Origin of the sequence: Pseudohalioglobus lutimaris, assembly GCF_002866825.1 — a bacterium.
In the GTDB taxonomy this organism is placed as follows: domain Bacteria; phylum Pseudomonadota; class Gammaproteobacteria; order Pseudomonadales; family Halieaceae; genus Halioglobus; species Halioglobus lutimaris.
Genome location: NZ_PKUS01000007.1, coordinates 25538 through 41106 on the forward strand (window position 1 = coordinate 25538; position 15569 = coordinate 41106).

The 15569-nt window shown below is 57.6% G+C and carries 14 protein-coding genes; 6 read left to right on the forward strand and 8 right to left on the reverse strand.

Going from position 1 to position 15569, the window contains the following annotated elements; translation table 11 throughout:
- The first annotated feature begins 154 nt into the window (after positions 1 to 154).
- Together C0039_RS07285 and C0039_RS07290 are read left to right on the forward strand one after the other, a co-directional pair.
- Positions 155 to 1507, forward strand: coding sequence for a class II fumarate hydratase (locus tag C0039_RS07285; protein WP_207796403.1), 1353 nt, complete (start codon positions 155 to 157; stop codon positions 1505 to 1507).
- Between the two features lie 142 nt (positions 1508 to 1649).
- Positions 1650 to 1937, forward strand: coding sequence for an encapsulin-associated ferritin-like protein (locus C0039_RS07290; RefSeq protein WP_076000890.1), 288 nt, complete (start codon positions 1650 to 1652; stop codon positions 1935 to 1937).
- 86 nt (positions 1938 to 2023) lie between these two features.
- Here the strand turns inward: C0039_RS07290 and C0039_RS07295 are convergent, their stop codons facing one another.
- Entirely contained in the window at positions 2024 to 2662 is a 639-nt protein-coding gene (locus tag C0039_RS07295; protein ID WP_101517699.1) for a hypothetical protein, read from the reverse strand.
- A gap of 166 nt (positions 2663 to 2828) precedes the next feature.
- Entirely contained in the window at positions 2829 to 3344 is a 516-nt protein-coding gene (locus tag C0039_RS07300) for a hypothetical protein (protein ID WP_076000892.1), read from the reverse strand.
- A gap of 70 nt (positions 3345 to 3414) precedes the next feature.
- On the opposite strand from C0039_RS07300, the gene C0039_RS07305 reads away from it, so the two are divergent.
- Both C0039_RS07305 and C0039_RS07310 read left to right on the forward strand, forming a co-directional pair.
- Complete coding sequence (locus tag C0039_RS07305; protein ID WP_133125959.1) at positions 3415 to 4299, forward strand: hypothetical protein; 885 nt, start codon at positions 3415 to 3417, stop codon at positions 4297 to 4299.
- Between the two features lie 252 nt (positions 4300 to 4551).
- On the forward strand, positions 4552 to 6900 hold the full coding sequence (locus C0039_RS07310; RefSeq protein WP_101517701.1) for a TonB-dependent receptor: 2349 nt from the start codon (positions 4552 to 4554) through the stop codon (positions 6898 to 6900).
- 118 nt (positions 6901 to 7018) lie between these two features.
- On the opposite strand, the gene C0039_RS07315 is transcribed toward C0039_RS07310, so the two are convergent.
- Entirely contained in the window at positions 7019 to 8635 is a 1617-nt protein-coding gene (locus C0039_RS07315) for a peptide ABC transporter substrate-binding protein (RefSeq protein WP_243391572.1), read from the reverse strand.
- A 114-nt stretch (positions 8636 to 8749) separates the two neighbouring features.
- On the opposite strand from C0039_RS07315, the gene C0039_RS07320 reads away from it, so the two are divergent.
- Positions 8750 to 8929 carry a DUF6435 family protein gene (locus C0039_RS07320; protein WP_076000896.1) on the forward strand — a complete coding sequence of 60 codons (180 nt, stop codon included), beginning with the start codon at positions 8750 to 8752 and terminating at the stop codon, positions 8927 to 8929.
- A 60-nt stretch (positions 8930 to 8989) separates the two neighbouring features.
- Here C0039_RS07320 and C0039_RS07325 read toward each other — a convergent pair whose 3' ends face one another.
- The 5 genes from C0039_RS07325 to C0039_RS07345 form a co-directional block, all read right to left on the reverse strand.
- Positions 8990 to 10126, reverse strand: a complete 1137-nt coding sequence (locus C0039_RS07325; RefSeq protein WP_076000897.1) for a serine hydrolase domain-containing protein — start codon at positions 10124 to 10126, stop codon at positions 8990 to 8992.
- A gap of 154 nt (positions 10127 to 10280) precedes the next feature.
- On the reverse strand, positions 10281 to 11360 hold the full coding sequence (locus C0039_RS07330; RefSeq protein WP_101517703.1) for an endonuclease/exonuclease/phosphatase family protein: 1080 nt from the start codon (positions 11358 to 11360) through the stop codon (positions 10281 to 10283).
- A 125-nt stretch (positions 11361 to 11485) separates the two neighbouring features.
- Positions 11486 to 11851, reverse strand: a complete 366-nt coding sequence (locus C0039_RS07335) for an acyl-CoA thioesterase (RefSeq protein ID WP_101517704.1) — start codon at positions 11849 to 11851, stop codon at positions 11486 to 11488.
- A 71-nt stretch (positions 11852 to 11922) separates the two neighbouring features.
- Positions 11923 to 12771, reverse strand: coding sequence for a transglutaminase family protein (locus tag C0039_RS07340; RefSeq protein WP_076000900.1), 849 nt, complete (start codon positions 12769 to 12771; stop codon positions 11923 to 11925).
- A gap of 157 nt (positions 12772 to 12928) precedes the next feature.
- The gene (locus C0039_RS07345; RefSeq protein WP_101517705.1) at positions 12929 to 14839 is read right to left on the reverse strand and encodes a S8 family serine peptidase; all 1911 of its coding nucleotides are present in this window, start codon (positions 14837 to 14839) and stop codon (positions 12929 to 12931) included.
- Between the two features lie 275 nt (positions 14840 to 15114).
- Between C0039_RS07345 and C0039_RS07350 the strand changes: the two genes are divergently transcribed.
- A complete protein-coding gene (locus tag C0039_RS07350) occupies positions 15115 to 15567 on the forward strand; it encodes a tellurite resistance TerB family protein (RefSeq protein ID WP_101517706.1) in 453 nt (150 codons plus the stop codon).
- The last annotated feature ends 2 nt before the right edge of the window (positions 15568 to 15569 follow it).

Genomic DNA, 15569 nt, shown 5'->3' on the forward strand with positions numbered 1-15569 from the left:
AGTTATGTTCTAACCAGTTTTCACTCGGAAGCAAGTTTTTCCGTCATTCCCGTTCAGGTGGGAATGACAGCCGGTTAAACTATGAAGGTTACGGATCCTGATTAACTATAGCAGCGGGAGGCCAAAAGTGGGCTATCGAATCGAGCGAGACAGTATGGGCGACGTGAGGGTGCCGGAAACCGCGATATACGGCGCCCAGACCCAGCGCGCCGTAGACAATTTCGGCTTGCTGGAGCGCACCATGCCCCAGGCGTTTATTCATAGCCTGGCGATGATCAAGTCCGCCGCCGCCGCGGCTAACCTGGAATGCGGGGTGCTTGACGCAAGCATCGCTGTGGCCCTGCAGCACGCAGCGCGGCGGGTTGTAGAAGGGCACTTTGACGACCAGTTCCCGGTCTCGGTCTTCCAGACCGGCTCCGGGACCAGCACCAATATGAATATGAACGAGGTTCTGGCGCGACTTGCCAGCAGGGATGCCGGGCAGAAGGTGCATCCGAATGACGACGCCAACTGCAGCCAGAGCAGTAACGATGTAATTCCCGCGTGCATACAGGTGACCGCGATGCGCGCCCTGTGCAACACCCTCTTGCCCGCCCTGGATACGCTCATCGACAGCGTCGCCAGCCGCAGTGAACAACTGGGCAGCGTCACCAAGACTGGCAGAACCCACCTGATGGATGCCATGCCCCTGACGTTTGGACAGGAGCTGGGTGCCTGGGAGGCGCAGTTGAAGGAATGCAGGCAGCGCTTTGACGCACTGCAACAACGCCTGCGGCAGCTGCCGGTTGGTGGTTCGGCGGTGGGCACTGGTGTCAATGTGCCTGAGGGTTTTGCCGAGTTGCTGGTAAAGGACCTGGGCGCTTCAACCGGTCTGTTATTCGAGGTCGCGCCAAATCCTTTCTCTCGCATCGCGAGCCAGGATGTGGCGTTGGAGTGTTCTGCCTGCTTGCGCGCACTGGCAGTGAGCCTGACCAAGATCAACAATGACCTGCGCTGGATGTCGTCCGGACCGCTTTCGGGGCTGGGGGAGATCGAGCTAGAGGCGCTGCAGCCAGGGTCCTCGATCATGCCGGGCAAGGTCAACCCGGTGCTGCCGGAGGCGGTACTTATGGTCGCGGCAGAAGTTGTTGGTGACGACAGTACCATCAGCGTGGCAGCGCAATCGGGCAATTTCCAGCTCAACGTGATGTTACCGCTGATTGCCGACAAGCTCTGTAACGCTTTTGAATCGTTGTCCTGGGCCTGTGAGGCGACGGCTCGCACCGTGTCGAAGTTCGAGGTGAACCACCAGCGTATTGAACATTCCCTGGCCAGCAACCCGATATTGGTGACGGCACTTAACGCCGCGATTGGTTACGAGGCCGCAGCCGTTATTGCCAAGCGCAGCTACGCGGAGCAGCGTCCTGTGCTCGATGTGGCCGTGGAAGAAACCACGCTCTCTCGCGAGGCGCTGGAGCAGCTGCTGGATCCATTCCGATTGACCAATGCCCAGGGCGGTCGCGACTAAAGCGGCGATGTCTATACGGGTTGCTCCGTCGGTTTAATGCATCAGGGAAGTTGCTATACTCGGCGGAATCGTTGTTTCGTGTCAGTGCCGGACTTCAGTGGCACTCACGTACAACTAAACCCGGCCCCAAAAGGAGAGTTACATGTCTAACGAAGGCTATCATGAGCCGATTGGAGAGTTGTCAGATGAAACCCGCGATATGCACAGGGCAATTGTATCGCTGATGGAAGAGCTGGAGGCCGTGGATTGGTACAACCAGCGCATGGATGCCTGTAAGGATGACGAATTGCGCGCGATACTCAAGCATAACCGCGACGAGGAAAAGGAACACGCGGCTATGGTGCTGGAGTGGATCCGTCGGCGCGACCCGACCTTCGATAAGGAAATGAAGGACTATCTCTTCACCGAAAAGCCGATCGCACACAGCTGATGGCCTGCCAGCCGCCCATCAATGCCGGCGGTGAGTTTCGATCAACGCAATCCTGAACGCACCGCTTAATTGCGGTGCGGCCATTGTCAGAGCAAGCCCTGTGCGCCCAGGTCAGAAACCAGCGCGCTGATCACGTTATCGCGCACCTTTTTGGTGCTGCCGGACTGTATGGTGTCTGACACCGCCTGCCACAGATGCCCTTTGGTTTCAGTGATATACAAGTCTGAAACCAGGGTATGGGTGGTGTTGGTGGTCCACACAGGCTGCTCATAGGCGACTTCATAGGCCCGGCCGTAGTATCCCGGGAAACCTCCGTAGTAACCCGCTCCATAGGCTGGCGCCACACCATAGTAAATCGTACCCGGGTGATAGATCTCCTCGGAGGACGCGCCGATGTAGCGGGTGACCATAATGGTGTCCATACCCTGGCTTTGCGCCGCGGCGATGACTTCCTCTGCAGTGGGCTGCGCCTTGTCGAGAACGGTGTAGGCGGGCACCGCATTAACACCGTGTCGTGAGAGTGCGTCAGCGAAGGCCCGCTCAAAATCTTTTCGCGCACTGGCTTTCTGTGCCACAGCAACGACCAGCACGCCCTGGTAATCCAGTTTCTTCAACTCGGGGTCCACGTAGGAACGGCTGATGCTGGTGTTGTTACTGCAGGCTGCGACCATTGCTGCCAAGAGTGCTGTGATGATTATCCTGCCGGTATTTCCCAGATAGGGCATTCGCCTTGCTCCTGCGTAGTGGGTCTTGTTGTATCCCGCTCTGTTCTTTGCGCTGCTCCTTTCGGGAGTGCTGCGCAACACGGGACGTTGAGGTGTGGGCGAGTCTACCTGCTAAAGCAGGTGTAAATGAAGCAATAATTGCCAGCAGGTTCGGCGGGCGAAGGCGCTAAGGTTGCTTACTGCGGATGACGCTGTCCCAGATCTCGGCCGCATCCGGCAGAGTGGGGTCACACACCGTGTGCATGACGTCGTCCGGCACTTCATCTGCCATACCCAATTCCTGGTACAACTGGTCCAGATCGGTAATGGTCTCACAGGCGGCGTACAACTCATAACCGGTATCGGCGATGAGCACTCCGATACCAATAAAGGGTATGGCTTCAGCGGGGATCGCGGCGATACTCTTTGCTGCCACGCGTCGCGTTCTTGTGGCTAGTCTGCTGCCGAATCGACGTGTAGCGGCTTTGCGCCTGGTCTGCACGGCCGCCTGTTTCCTGATAGCCCTGTCCTGATTGGCGAGCTGCGTTTGCATCACACCGGAAACGGTACGGATGCCCAGTGCGGTGCCCAACAGGCCAGAGACAGCAGTGTTGAAGGCGGCACTGGTGAGGGTGAGGATGTTCGCCGTGATCAGCGCCAGGAAGCTGACCGTGAGCAGTAGTCTTTTTGTCCAGGTGAACATGCTGGTGGCACCGGTTTTTTCAGTAGCGCTATTGTACGCCCCGTCGAGTTGACTGCCAGTACATCAAAATATGAGTTCTGGTAGAGTGGTATCACCCGCATCGGTCAAGGTGAGTACCGTCCCAAACATGATAGTCCAGCGCATAGTGTATGGCGTTGCCCTGCTGGGGCTGACGCTCTCGGCCGTCCTGGTGCAGGCAGAAGCTGAGAGGACGCATCTCTCGCGTCAACCGGGTTGGTCGCTTTACTTTCCGGTGCACATGCCAGGGCTTGAGTTGTCTCAGGCGCTGGAGGGCGGCGGTGACATCAGTGTCGATGCTGACATGCTCGACCTGGCGAAGCACGCCAACAGTTTTTTTGCGCTGGGCGCCAGCTATCGATTTACCGCTTTAGAGCAGCCCATGTGGCTGGACATTAATGGCTGGTATGGCGGTTACGATATGGGAATGGATGATCTCACTGCCCATAGTGGTCTGGCGCCACCGCCTGTGCTCAGAGAGTTCCTCGATGTCAACGTCGATATGCGGCAGCGAATCATACAGGGTGAGCTGGGCATGTGGGTGGTGCAGGACTGGCACCAGATTGACCTGGGACTGCTCGCGGGAGTGCGGCAATATGACCAGACCATCAAGATCTTCGGTACGATACCGGTGTTCAATAGCGGCTGTGGCTTGATCGGCTGTTTTGAGGCGCAGCCGTTCAGGGAAAAAGAGGAAACCAGCTGGGCCGAGGCCATTTTCGGCCTCACCGCCAACTATCGTTGGCAGGATAGTAACGCGCTGCTCGCCTCGATTTCATGGGGACACGAGGAGTCCATTCGCTGGCAGATACATAACACATTGTTTTTCGGTGAAAGCTGGTTCGGCTCACTGGGCTGGAGGCGGGACGAGTTCGTCAACGACGGTGTGGAGATCGTCGAGAGTGGGCTGTACGTTGATGTGGGCAAGCAGTTTTAGATGAGGCCCCGCATGCTTGCCTGACTCAGCCTTGGCATGCGTTGTGCCTCCGCTGCCCTGCCAGCCCTGCATTGCTCTGCTGCGGATGAGGCATTTTTTCACAGGATCTTTCGGTAGACACGCTTGAAAAGCCGGCTCGCTTTCTGCAGGCTAAAGTCAGTGCAGGAAAAGCGCGCTGTGCAGGCCGCTCCTTTCTGCGCGATGAAAAGACATTAAGCCATAATATTTATAAAAACACTTGAGAGTCGCCTTATGAAAGCAAGAGTAAACCACACTACAAGTCCGTTTCGCACGCTGACCATGTCAGCGGCGGTTGCACTGGCCCTGGGCCTGGCAATCCCCGCGGCAAAGGTAGAAGCGCAGGAGCCCAGAGCCCGTGGCAGTGCCACCCTGCTGGAAGAGGTCATGGTGACCGCGCGTAAGCGCGAGGAGGGCGCGCAGGACGTGCCCATGTCTATCAGCGCGTTCAACGCCAACCAGATCGACGCCCTGAAGGTACGCGACCTTACCAACCTGGCGGTGGGAATGCCCAACGTTGCCCTGGACGATGTGGGCACCACGCGCGGTACAGCGAACTTTTCTATACGCGGCCTGGGTATCAATAGCTCCATCCCCTCCATTGATCCTACCGTAGGCGTATTCGTTAACGGTGTTTACCTCGGCGTGAACAACGGCATTATTTTTGACGTGTTTGACCTGGAGAGCATTGAGGTGCTGCGCGGGCCGCAGGGCATCCTGTTCGGCCGCAACGTGACCGGCGGCGCTATTCTGATGAACACCAGGAAGCCGGGCGAAGAACTGGACGCGACAGTGCGCGCGGCGGTGGATGGCGGCGGTGACGGCGGCATCAACAAATACCTGATGGGCGCCATTGGCGGCCCTGTCACGGATACCCTGGGTCTGCGACTGACCGGTTACTGGAACGATGATGATGGCTGGCATGAAAACCAGTTTGACGGTAGCGATGTGCAGGCGATAGAGCAGAAGATGGTGCGCGGTACTCTGGCCTGGACGCCTACCGATCGCGCTGAGCTGGTATTGCGCTATGAATACGTCGATATTGAGGGAGACGGCCCGGTTGCACAGTCCCATACCAACGGCTTGGGCATTCCCGGCGCTCCCTTCAACGCCAAGCGTGACAGCTTTGACGCGAATTACGACCTGGTCGGCGAACAGTCCAGTGAAACTGACTTCTTCAGCGCAGAATTCAACTACGACGTCGACTTTGGTGACGGCACCATCACCGCCCTTTACGGGTGGCGCGAAAGCGAAGGTAATACGGTTTCGGATATCGATGCCCAGCCCGCTGCCCTGTTCCATGCACCCGCGGACCTGATAGCCGAGCAGAACAGTTTTGAGTTGCGCTATAACGGCCAGTTTGGCAATGCCAATGTGACGACGGGTGTCTACTGGTTTGAAAATGACCTTGAGTACCACGAGCGCCGGGACTTGCTGGGCGCGGCGCTGCCGCCTTCTTTTGGCGGGCTTTCCTTCCAGATCCAGGACGGGGGTGGCCTCTACGACGTTGAAACGATGGCGTTCTTCGCGGCCGTCGACTATGACCTTACCGACAAGCTCTCGCTGACCGTTGGCGCGCGCTGGTCATCTGAGGACAAGAGTGCGGAAATTGCCACGCTGGCGCTCAATACCAACGTGTTGGATACAACCGCTACCGTGGTGACCGGACAACCGGTTTACGCTAACCCGCTCACCGGCACGGATACGCGTTGCAATATCGTTTATGGTCCCAGCTGTACCCTGGACTTCAAGGACGATGACTCCTGGGATACCTTTGCCCCCAAAATCGGTTTAGGTTACGACCTGAACGATTCGACCCAGTTGTATGCAAGCTGGAGTCGTGGTTTCCGCTCCGGCGGCTACAACCTGCGTAACACCAGCCCCACGGCAGCCCCGGGACCCTTTGACGAGGAGCAGGTGGACAACTATGAGATCGGTTACAAGTCGCTCAATGACTGGGGCCGCCTGAATGCAGCCGTTTTCTATACCGATATCGGCGATATGCAGCGGGAAGTGAACCTGGCCGATGCGACATCCGGTGTGGTGCAGATCATTGACAACACAGCCGATGCGACTATCTGGGGCCTGGAAGTGGATGGCACCTTCCGCCTCGGTGATAACCTGCTGTTGTTGGCCTCTGTGGGTTATATCGATGCCAGCTACGACACGGTCAGGTTTGACCTCAATGGCGACGGTGTGGTCGACAGCAAGGACAAGGACCTGGATGTGCCGCGTGCACCCGAGTGGACCTACAGTGTGGGCATGACCTACGACATGGATATCGGCTCCTGGGGTTATGCCACGGCGCGAATCAACTACGCTTACCGCGACGAGACGGCCTTCACCGATAACAATCGTGGATTTATCCTCGAGCAGGACATTCTTGATGCCGGCCTGGACTTCTACTCCAACAGTGGCCACTGGGTGTTCTCACTCTACGGCCGCAACCTGTTGGATGAGGTCAAGCACGGCGGCGACACTCAGCTGCCTTCTGCCCTCGGCCCTGTGCCGCTCGGTGGTACTTTCTCACCGTTGGCCAAGGGTCGAGTATATGGTGCGGAAGTTACCTATAACTTTTTCTAAAGCCTGATAGAAAAAGCACAGGAACCGGCGTCGCGCAAGCGCGCCGGTTTTTTTTTATTCCTGCGCGCGGTCACGACTTACAACTCCGCGGCTGGCAGCGGCATATCCGGGACCGGCTTCAGTTGGCGCTGGCCTGCGGTTGCCAGGCCTGTGAGTTGGCGTCCAGCTTGACGAAGCGCAGGTTCAAGGTGTCAATCAGGTTACCGGGCAGGCCCTCAAGTGAGGGCTGCGCCAGGCGTTTGCTTTTGTAGTTGTAAATCGGGATCAACTGGACTTCTTCGAGCAACAGGCGTTCTGCCTCCCGGTAAAGTGCCATCAGTCGTTTCGGGTCTGTGGTGGCGCGGGTGTCATGTAAAATGATCTCGTCGTAGCGGACGTTCGAGAACCCGGTGCGATTGGTGCCCCCCTCGGTGACCAGTGGGTCAAGAAAGGAACCCGGGTAGACATCCGCCACCCAGCCCATCCTGCCTATGTCATAGTCACCGGTATCCAGGGTGTCCAGGTAAACCTTCCACTCCTGGTTGGCCAGGGTGACCTCAATATTGAGTTCGTCTTTCCACATCTGCTGCACCGCGGATGTCACCGTGCGGTGGTTCTCACTGGTGTTGAAGACCAGCTCTATGTCCGGAAAGCCTCGCCCCCGGGGATAGCCGGCCTCGGCGAGTAACTGCCTCGCCCGCTCAGGCTGGTAGTCCAGCCCCTGCGGGTGATCGTAGCCCGGCATGCCCTGGGGAATGTAGTTGCTGGACGCAATCACCGTATCTTCCAGTACCGAATGGGCCAGCGTTTCCCGGTCAATGGACAGTGCCAGTGCGCGGCGCACGCGTACGTCGTCCAGTGGTGGACGCCGGGTATTGAGCATCAGGTAATACGTTCCCATAAAGGGGCTGTTGATCAAGGGTGAGTCTGCCGCATTGCGGTAGGCGGGTACCTTTGAGTTGGGAACGGTGCTTGTAGCGTGCAGTTGCCCGCTGCGAAACATTTTCTCTTCCGTTGATGCGCTTTCGACAGGGCGGAAGACGACGCCTTCCAACTGAACGTTCTCCGCATTCCAGTAATGAGGATTGCGTTTAACACGGAGATAGCGATGCATTTTCCATTCATCAAGTTCGAATGGACCACTGGAAACAAGGTTTCCGGGCTGAGTCCAGCGGGAAAAGCGCGAGGTCATGTCGCCATGAGCCAGAATGGCCTCTCGAGGCACGATAGCATTATAGATGTAAGTGAATTTGCGTAGGGCGTTGGCGTCGGGGTACTCAAGCTCTACCTCCACTGTCTGTGGGTCAATGGCGCGCACGCCTACCTGTGCCGGGTCATCAATGTGACCCCGGTGGTAGGCCTCGGCGTTGCGCACCGAGAACAGGAAGTCAGCCACCACATTGCCGGTTTTCGGGTTGAGGGCCCGGTGCCAGGACCAGACAACGTCGTCCGCGGTGATTTGCCTGCCATTGGAAAAGCGCGCCTGTGGATTGAGGTAGAAGGTAATCAGGTGACCGTCGTCACTGTATTCCCAGCGCTGGGCCACCCCGGGCAAAATTTCAAGCGTGTAGGGATTAACGGTCACCAGGCCCTCGAACAGGGCGTTTGCGATGCGTGCCTCCGGCGTTCCGGAAAGGATATGCGGGTCAATGGTTTGCGGCTCCGTGCCATTGCCCAGATAGAGTATGCCGTTGCGGTTGCCCTGGTTGACCAGTGAATCGCCTGCGCAGGCCCCAAGCAGAAGTACTACAATCAATACTGCGATACAGATAGGGCTACGTGTATTGAGCTGAGGGATAGCGATGCAGATCTCCCTGGTGCTTTTGTGCGTACCCTGAGTATAGATCCTATTTACTGGACGAGGTAAGACGTGTTTGGACTGTTAAAGAAATCCCCCGCCAAAAAACTGCAGGCTGAGTTCGAAAAGCTCTCCACACAGGCTTTTGAAGCGCAACGCAACGGCAATATCAGACTCTATTCCAGCCTTACGGCCGAGGCGGAGGAGGTACGCGAAAAGATCAGGGAACTGGAGGCGGCCGGCGGCGCTTAGGGCATTGGTCCTGGTCGTGTGCCTGCTATGGTTACGCAGGCACGTCTCCACCGAAGCGCGCTAGCGCACCGCGTCCAGGGCTTCCTCTATCAGCGGTATCATCTCTGTAATTACCCCGTTTGAACCCTGTGAGGCATTTACCGCGGTGTACTCCTCGAAGAGGACGATGCCGCCGTAGCCCCTGTCGACATCGATCCACGAGACAGAACCATACAGTCCCGGATCAACGTAGAGATAGATGCTGCCACCGTCGGCGGGCGGAATAATCCACCAACCCATTCCATAGCCCCATTCATCTTCTTCTGCGAGCGTGCGCTCCTCGCGCATAAATGCCAGTGCATCCGGCGTGAGCACGGCATTGTCGCCGCAGCTGCCGCCGTCGAGGTGAATCGCCACGAGTTGGGCATAGTCCTCGAGGTTGGTGATCAAGCCACCTTCGATCGAGGGGTTATCTATGCCCAGAAGTGAGTCCGGGTCGCCGGACCAGTCCGTGGGCGATGCCAACATGTTGCCATAGGTTGCCACGTTCAATCCGCAGGGCTGGGCTATGTACTGGTCCCAGAGCTGATTCCAGGTACCACCACCGACTATTTCTGCTACGCCGCCCGAGAGCTGCCACTGCGAGCCACCATAGTCAAACGCAGTGTCAGGAGGTGTGGTGGGCAGGTTGGGCAGGGGAGTGGTGTAAAGTGTTTCCACGCAGTCCAGCAGGTTGCCAACCGGGAAGAACTGGCAGCCGTGGACCAGGTAGTCCGCCTGCTGGGTGAACACGTATCCCAGGCCCGGCAGGCCTGAACGGTTTGAAACCAGGTTTTCCGTGGTAATGGCGGCGTCCCATACACCCTGCCATGGCAGATAGTTGGCGATGGGTGCCTGAATATCGAAGTCGACGTTGGCGTCGTCTTCATCCAGTGCCATCAATAGCATGACCGAGGGGACTTTGCTGGTTGACGCCAACAGTACCGCTGTATCCTCTGTATGGTCGCCAAAGGTGTTGCGGTGAATGACGCCGCTGCCCGCTTCGACTATGGCCACAGACGCGCCGTTGAACAGCGGCTGCTGGTCGACAAATTCCTGTAGCCAGGCGTCCGCAGCGCTAAAGTCCGGCGGCACCTCAGGTTTGTTACGGTTATCACTGCTGTCGCTACAGGCCGCCAGGGCCAGTGCGAGCAAAATCATGATAATTGAGCGGCTCATTCGTGGATCCTCGTTCTTATGGTGATGCCCTGGCCGTGCTGGCCTGTGGGATCGGGGGGGGCATGGCAGTAAGCGTTACCTGGTTGACCCCTCTATTGTTTTGCTGGCCGTTATACTGGAACGGGATCGTCAAAAGCGCAAGTGCTGCGTTGGGTCAGATGGCGTCGACGCTTACCGGATCGAGTTCTTCAATGATCCGGTCTGCTTCATCCTGGTCGCCCGCCTCGCTGGCCAGGGCGCCGGTACCCTCGCCTCTGTTTTGGCTGAGTACCAGTTCAGCGACCAGTGCAAAGTGGTCTGAACCAAAGGGCTCTGATCGTGCCAGTGAGACCAGCGAAAAGTGCTCAGTGCAAAATACATGGTCTAGAGGCCAGCGACACAGTGGAATAAGGGCATGAAAAGTAGAGAATAGTCCACGCCCGACGCGCGGGTCGGCCAACCCGCTGAGTTTGCGAAAGAGTCGAGTCGGTCGCGACCAGGGTACGTCGTTAAAGTCACCTATCACCAGGGTTGGTTGCTCCCGGCCACCGATGTCGCTGGCGACTTTGACCAGTTCAGCGTCGCGCTCGATGGATTGCTCGTTCTCTGTTGGACTGGGTGGTGCCGGGTGCACGCAGTGCAGCAGTACATTGTCGCCCGTCGGCCACTTCAGGTCAGCGATGATGGAGGGCACACCCGGCTGCACCCGGTAGCGAGTTTCCGCGTGGAACAAAGGCAGGCGGCTGTAGAGATGCATGCCGTACAGGTTGTCCTTTGCACAACGCACCACATGCGGATAGTCCTGCAAGCCGGTTTCCAGGGCTGCTTCCCACTCGCTGTCGCCCTCCAGAAACAGCACCAGGTCCGGGTCATTGATCTTTACCTGTCCCAACAATCTCGCATATTGGCGATTGGTCATCAGCACATTGGCGATCATGATGCGCACTGAAGGCCGCTCACTGTCGCGCGGTATAGACTCGACTTCCGGGCGCCCCAGGGGGCTGTAAGGGATGAGCCTCAGCCCGTGGTCCAGCGCACAGCCGATGCTGACCGCCAGTGCGGCGAATATCGGGGCGGCAGGTCCTCTGCCACCACTGAGGTAGAAAAGGTAGAGCGCGGCCAGGATTAGGGCCAGCAGCAGCAACTGTAGCCGCGGAAAATCCAGGCCGCGAATCCACCATTGGGGCCGCCGCGACAGGGAGGCAACGGTGAGCAGCAACAGCAGCAGGGTGAGGCAGTGCAGAAGAATCAGCATGGAATGCCAGTCCTGGGGAAACGGGGGGATTTACCTGGCATCATCTGGTGCTCGACAAACCCCGGGCCTGCTTTGTCCACACCAACATAGCGGTAACGGATCATCCGCTGAACCAAGCCGTTCTATCAGCGTTTCTTCACAGGCTCGAGCGGCTGCGGTGAACCATCGCTACCCACATTGACGAAGGTGATCTTGGTGCCAAACAGCGGCTCGTCTGTGCCGGCCAGTTTCTCACCCAGCACCTCGATTTCATAGGTGACCGACGTGTTTCCCTTGCGTATCAGTTGCACGTCGAAGCACAACAATTCACCCGGCTGGATGGGATGCTTGAAGTTCACCTCACTCAGCGACACGGTCACCAGCCGGTTGCCGGGAAACTCCAGGCTGGCGGTAATGTAGGCTGACTCATCCACCCACTTCAACAGGTTGCCGCCGAACAGGAAGCCCTGGTCGTTGAGAAATTCGGGAAGCACAAGTTTACGATGCTGCACTATTAATGCCTTCTGGTGATTTGTCTCGGTGGGTGAGTGTAACAGTAAAGTTTTTAGCTGTTACCTCGTCGTTAGCACTGGCTCACCCAGACCCCCACATCCAGTTCAGCGCCAGCGTTGCCAACGAAGGTGCCTTCAACGGGAGGCACTGACTCGGCAACCCGGGCGACGGCCACCGGAATATGGTCAGTTCCCACAATTGCCCCGATCGTGGGGTCGAAACCTTTCCATCCTGCGCCCGGAAGGTAGATTTCTGCCCAGGCATGCGTTGCCCCGGCATCGGTGGAGAGTGGCGCGTGTAGATACCCGGTAACAAACCGGGCCGCCAGCCCCAGCTGCCGTGCAGCGGCCATCAGCAGCATGGCGAAGTCGCGACAGGAGCCACTGGCGCGGGAGAGCGTGTCGTTAGCCGTCTGCACCCCGGGCTCTTCCCGCACCTTGTACGTCATTCGCTGATGTATGGCGTCGGTGATGCGTTGCAACAAGCCGTAGGTCTCTATTGCTTCCCCCTTATGCCAGATTGCCTCAATCCATTGTGCTAATTGCGGGTCGGCCGGGGTGCTTGACCCGGACAGGTAAGGCGCAAGTAGAACCAGGTCATCCTGCTGATACCTGAAAGGGTAGTTGACGGCGTAATCCGCCACCAGGAAGTCCAATGGTTTCTCCAGGTATTGCTGGATGATGACCTCGCTCTCTATGGCCAACTGCTGGGTAGGCTGGCTAAAGGATGCGATAGCAATCGAGTTGCTTTCCACATCTCTGTGCCACAGTACATTTGCCTCGGGGGATATCTTCAGGTCGAAAGCTTCAATGCGCAGTTCGTGGTCTTCACGTGGACGCAGCCGGAGTATGTGCGGCCCCAGGGTGACGGGATTGGAGAAATTGTAATAGGTACGGTGAAGTATTTTGTAGCGTTGCATCGTTTAACTCTTGTCTGCCAGAGCATGTGCATGGCCAGGGCGCTCTGTACCAGTATATCTGAGGTATACACCATCATGACACGCAAATATCCATGGTCAGGCCTGTTCCCGGCCTGGCCGCGCTTAAGCTTCGCGCAGCGCAGGCTGGCCAAACTGGTTAAACAGATTCACGATTGAGCAGCAACGCTATAGATGCCCTGGTATTCATCAGTTTGATGGTACGGGCGTCCAGCTGTTTTTCATCGGTTCCCTCCAGTATCAACCCGATCAGCTCTTTCACGGATAATTCCGGGGCCAGCGCCAGCAGTTTGGATGCCAGGTTCAAGACCTGGGGCGAGGACATGGAGGTTCCGCTAAACCTGAGGCGATCTCCCCCGGGCACATAGCTCTCGACCTCATGTCCGTTGGCGTATATGTCGACCTTTCCCAGGCTGGTAAAGCTGGTTTCGTCGCCAGCGATATCCACGGCGCCCACCGAAAGCAAATTGGAGTATTCATAGCTACTGGGGTAGAACTCATCGAATTTAACGTCATTGTCAGAGTTGCCAGCGCTGGTGATAAAGAGAATCTCCGGAGAACCGGCTATGACTTCCCGTAGTGCAGCATCACCTATAGCGTAGATCTTTCTTGCCAGGGCCTTGCGCTCTTCCGCAGTGCCACCGGCATTGTGCGCTTCCAGTGCGGACTCGATACTGCGCAGACTGCCGCCCCAGCTCATGTTCACTGCCCTGACCCCTTGTTCGCGAAAATAGCGGGCCGCGGCATGGAACATCTGCGCATCTTTCTGCGCGCGCTCGACGGTTGGTTTAATCGGCATGTGCTTGTGATTGTAGGTCATGCGCGCAACCAGCAGCCGGGCGAAAGGGTTGCCCTCCAGCGCGATGCCCGCCACGTGGGTACCGTGGGCATAGCCACTGTAGAGACTGATGGACTCCAGAAAACCCTCAACTTCCTCTTGTGGCAGCCCGGCGATTAACTGCCTTAGATTTGCTGCCTCAGGGCTGTCGATATTGGCATAGATATCGTCCATCCCCTTGGCGTGTACCTGCAGTTTTTTCGGATCCGCGTCGTAGTCCTGCTCTATCGGCTGCAGCAGTTCAGGAACGATGTTTGAGTTCACATCGTAGGCGAATCCGTGCAGGTCATCGACGAAACCGTTACCGTCGTCGTCGATGGCGTTGTCGGCTATCTCGTCGCGGTTAGTCCAGAGCTGGCCACTGGTCTTGAACAGGGAAACATCGACCCCACTGTCCCATACCGCCACGACCACGTCGCTGGCCTGCGTATCTGCAGCGAGGTCATACTTGCGCGCTTCCCAGATATCTTCTTTCTCAACTTCATTGGCCGCGATGTAACTGCTATAAACTTCCGCGGCAATGGGGGCGTTGGGAATATAGTGATCAACGGTAAAGGCCGAGCCCACCAGGGCCGACGCGATGTCGTGGCTGATCTTGCCCTGGGTATTGTCGATGGCGGTTTGATAGCGTGACTCCAGGCTCCCCAGGACCAGGGCAAGTGTCATTATTTCCGCACTGCCTTTGGCTCCCTTAACATTGTCCTGAACCGTTTTATACGGCAGCGACTGCACGCTACGGGTGAGCTCCGCTTTCAGGGCCGCTGCTTCGTCTTCAGCCCCGGAAAGTTTGACCCTGGCCACGGCTTCGCCGATCAGGCCCATGGTCAGGCGGTTGGCCTCCTTGCTCTCCAATTCACGGCGCTGCGCCAGGAAGTCCAGGTAGTCCTGCCAGCGTGACTCCAGCATGGCCACAGTGCCCAGAATGGCGTAATAATCCTGTACCGTGTTGTCATCGCGGATATCGTACTTCGCCAGGTCTGCTTCCGTATCAATTGCCAGCGCTCTTGCCAGCGTCAGCAGGGCCTTCCTGTTCCCGGGCGCATACAGCGCCACCACGGGAACGTCGAGTTGGTAGTGGTGCCTGGGTAAATCGTCCTTCCGTTCGATTATCGGCCTGGCGTCGGTGTTCGCGGGGGGCGTTGAGGCGTTGGCCAATGGTAATGAGAACAAGAGTGCCGCCATCAGGCAGCCGGGCAAAGGAAACAGGTTCACGGTGAGTCTCCGGATTCAGAAGCGGTCAGTATAGAGAACGCCGTCAGCCGGTCCAGTCTTTCTGCGCGAAGGCTCAAATGCCGCCCTGCGCCATGTCGGGCAGAGTAATGCGGCATTGAGGGTGTGCGAATGTACAGCTGGATCGCGACCGCCAGCCAAGAGGGGAGCATAGGTCCTGGATTGTCGTTTACGCTATCATAGGCTGCGCTCCTGTTTGGCGGGGGCGCGCACCCACCCACACATTTACAACGCAATACACGGTTGATCTGATTACAATGATTGATGCACTGAAAGCCCTGTTTGAAATGCCCCGGCAGGAGAGCGCGACAGAGCGCGAACACCGCTTGCACATGGCGGTGGCGGCCATGTTGATCGAAACCAGCAGAGCTGACTGCACGCAGAGTGCCGAGGAAGAACAGGCCATGGCAGAGTTGTTGCACGGCAGTCTCGGCCTGTCAGAAAATGAAGTTTACTCCCTGATAAAAACCGCCAGTGAGCGGGTAGATGTGGCAACCTCGCTGTACGAATTTACGCGCACAATCAACGATTACTACACGGCGGAACAGAAGGTAGAGATGATTGGCGCGATGTGGAAGGTCGCCTACGCTGACGGCGATCTCGACAAGTATGAGGAAGCACTGATCCGCCAGGTGGCAGACTTGACCTATGTGCCACATTCGGATTACATCCGCTGCAAGTTGGTAGCCCGGGATAGTGCCGGGAAGTGAGT

Excerpts from the sequence above, each read along its gene's own strand:
- C0039_RS07285 (WP_207796403.1), top strand. The coding sequence starts at position 155 with ATGGGCGACGTGAGGGTGCCGGAAACCGCGATATACGGCGCCCAGACC.
- C0039_RS07330 (WP_101517703.1), bottom strand. The coding sequence starts at position 11,360 with ATGCTGATTCTTCTGCACTGCCTCACCCTGCTGCTGTTGCTGCTCACC.
- C0039_RS07300 (WP_076000892.1), bottom strand. The coding sequence starts at position 3,344 with ATGTTCACCTGGACAAAAAGACTACTGCTCACGGTCAGCTTCCTGGCG.
- C0039_RS07350 (WP_101517706.1), top strand. The coding sequence starts at position 15,115 with ATGATTGATGCACTGAAAGCCCTGTTTGAAATGCCCCGGCAGGAGAGC.
- C0039_RS07340 (WP_076000900.1), bottom strand. The coding sequence starts at position 12,771 with ATGCAACGCTACAAAATACTTCACCGTACCTATTACAATTTCTCCAAT.
- C0039_RS07305 (WP_133125959.1), top strand. The coding sequence starts at position 3,415 with ATGAGTTCTGGTAGAGTGGTATCACCCGCATCGGTCAAGGTGAGTACC.
- C0039_RS07325 (WP_076000897.1), bottom strand. The coding sequence starts at position 10,126 with ATGAGCCGCTCAATTATCATGATTTTGCTCGCACTGGCCCTGGCGGCC.
- C0039_RS07295 (WP_101517699.1), bottom strand. The coding sequence starts at position 2,662 with ATGCCCTATCTGGGAAATACCGGCAGGATAATCATCACAGCACTCTTG.
- C0039_RS07290 (WP_076000890.1), top strand. The coding sequence starts at position 1,650 with ATGTCTAACGAAGGCTATCATGAGCCGATTGGAGAGTTGTCAGATGAA.
- C0039_RS07310 (WP_101517701.1), top strand. The coding sequence starts at position 4,552 with ATGAAAGCAAGAGTAAACCACACTACAAGTCCGTTTCGCACGCTGACC.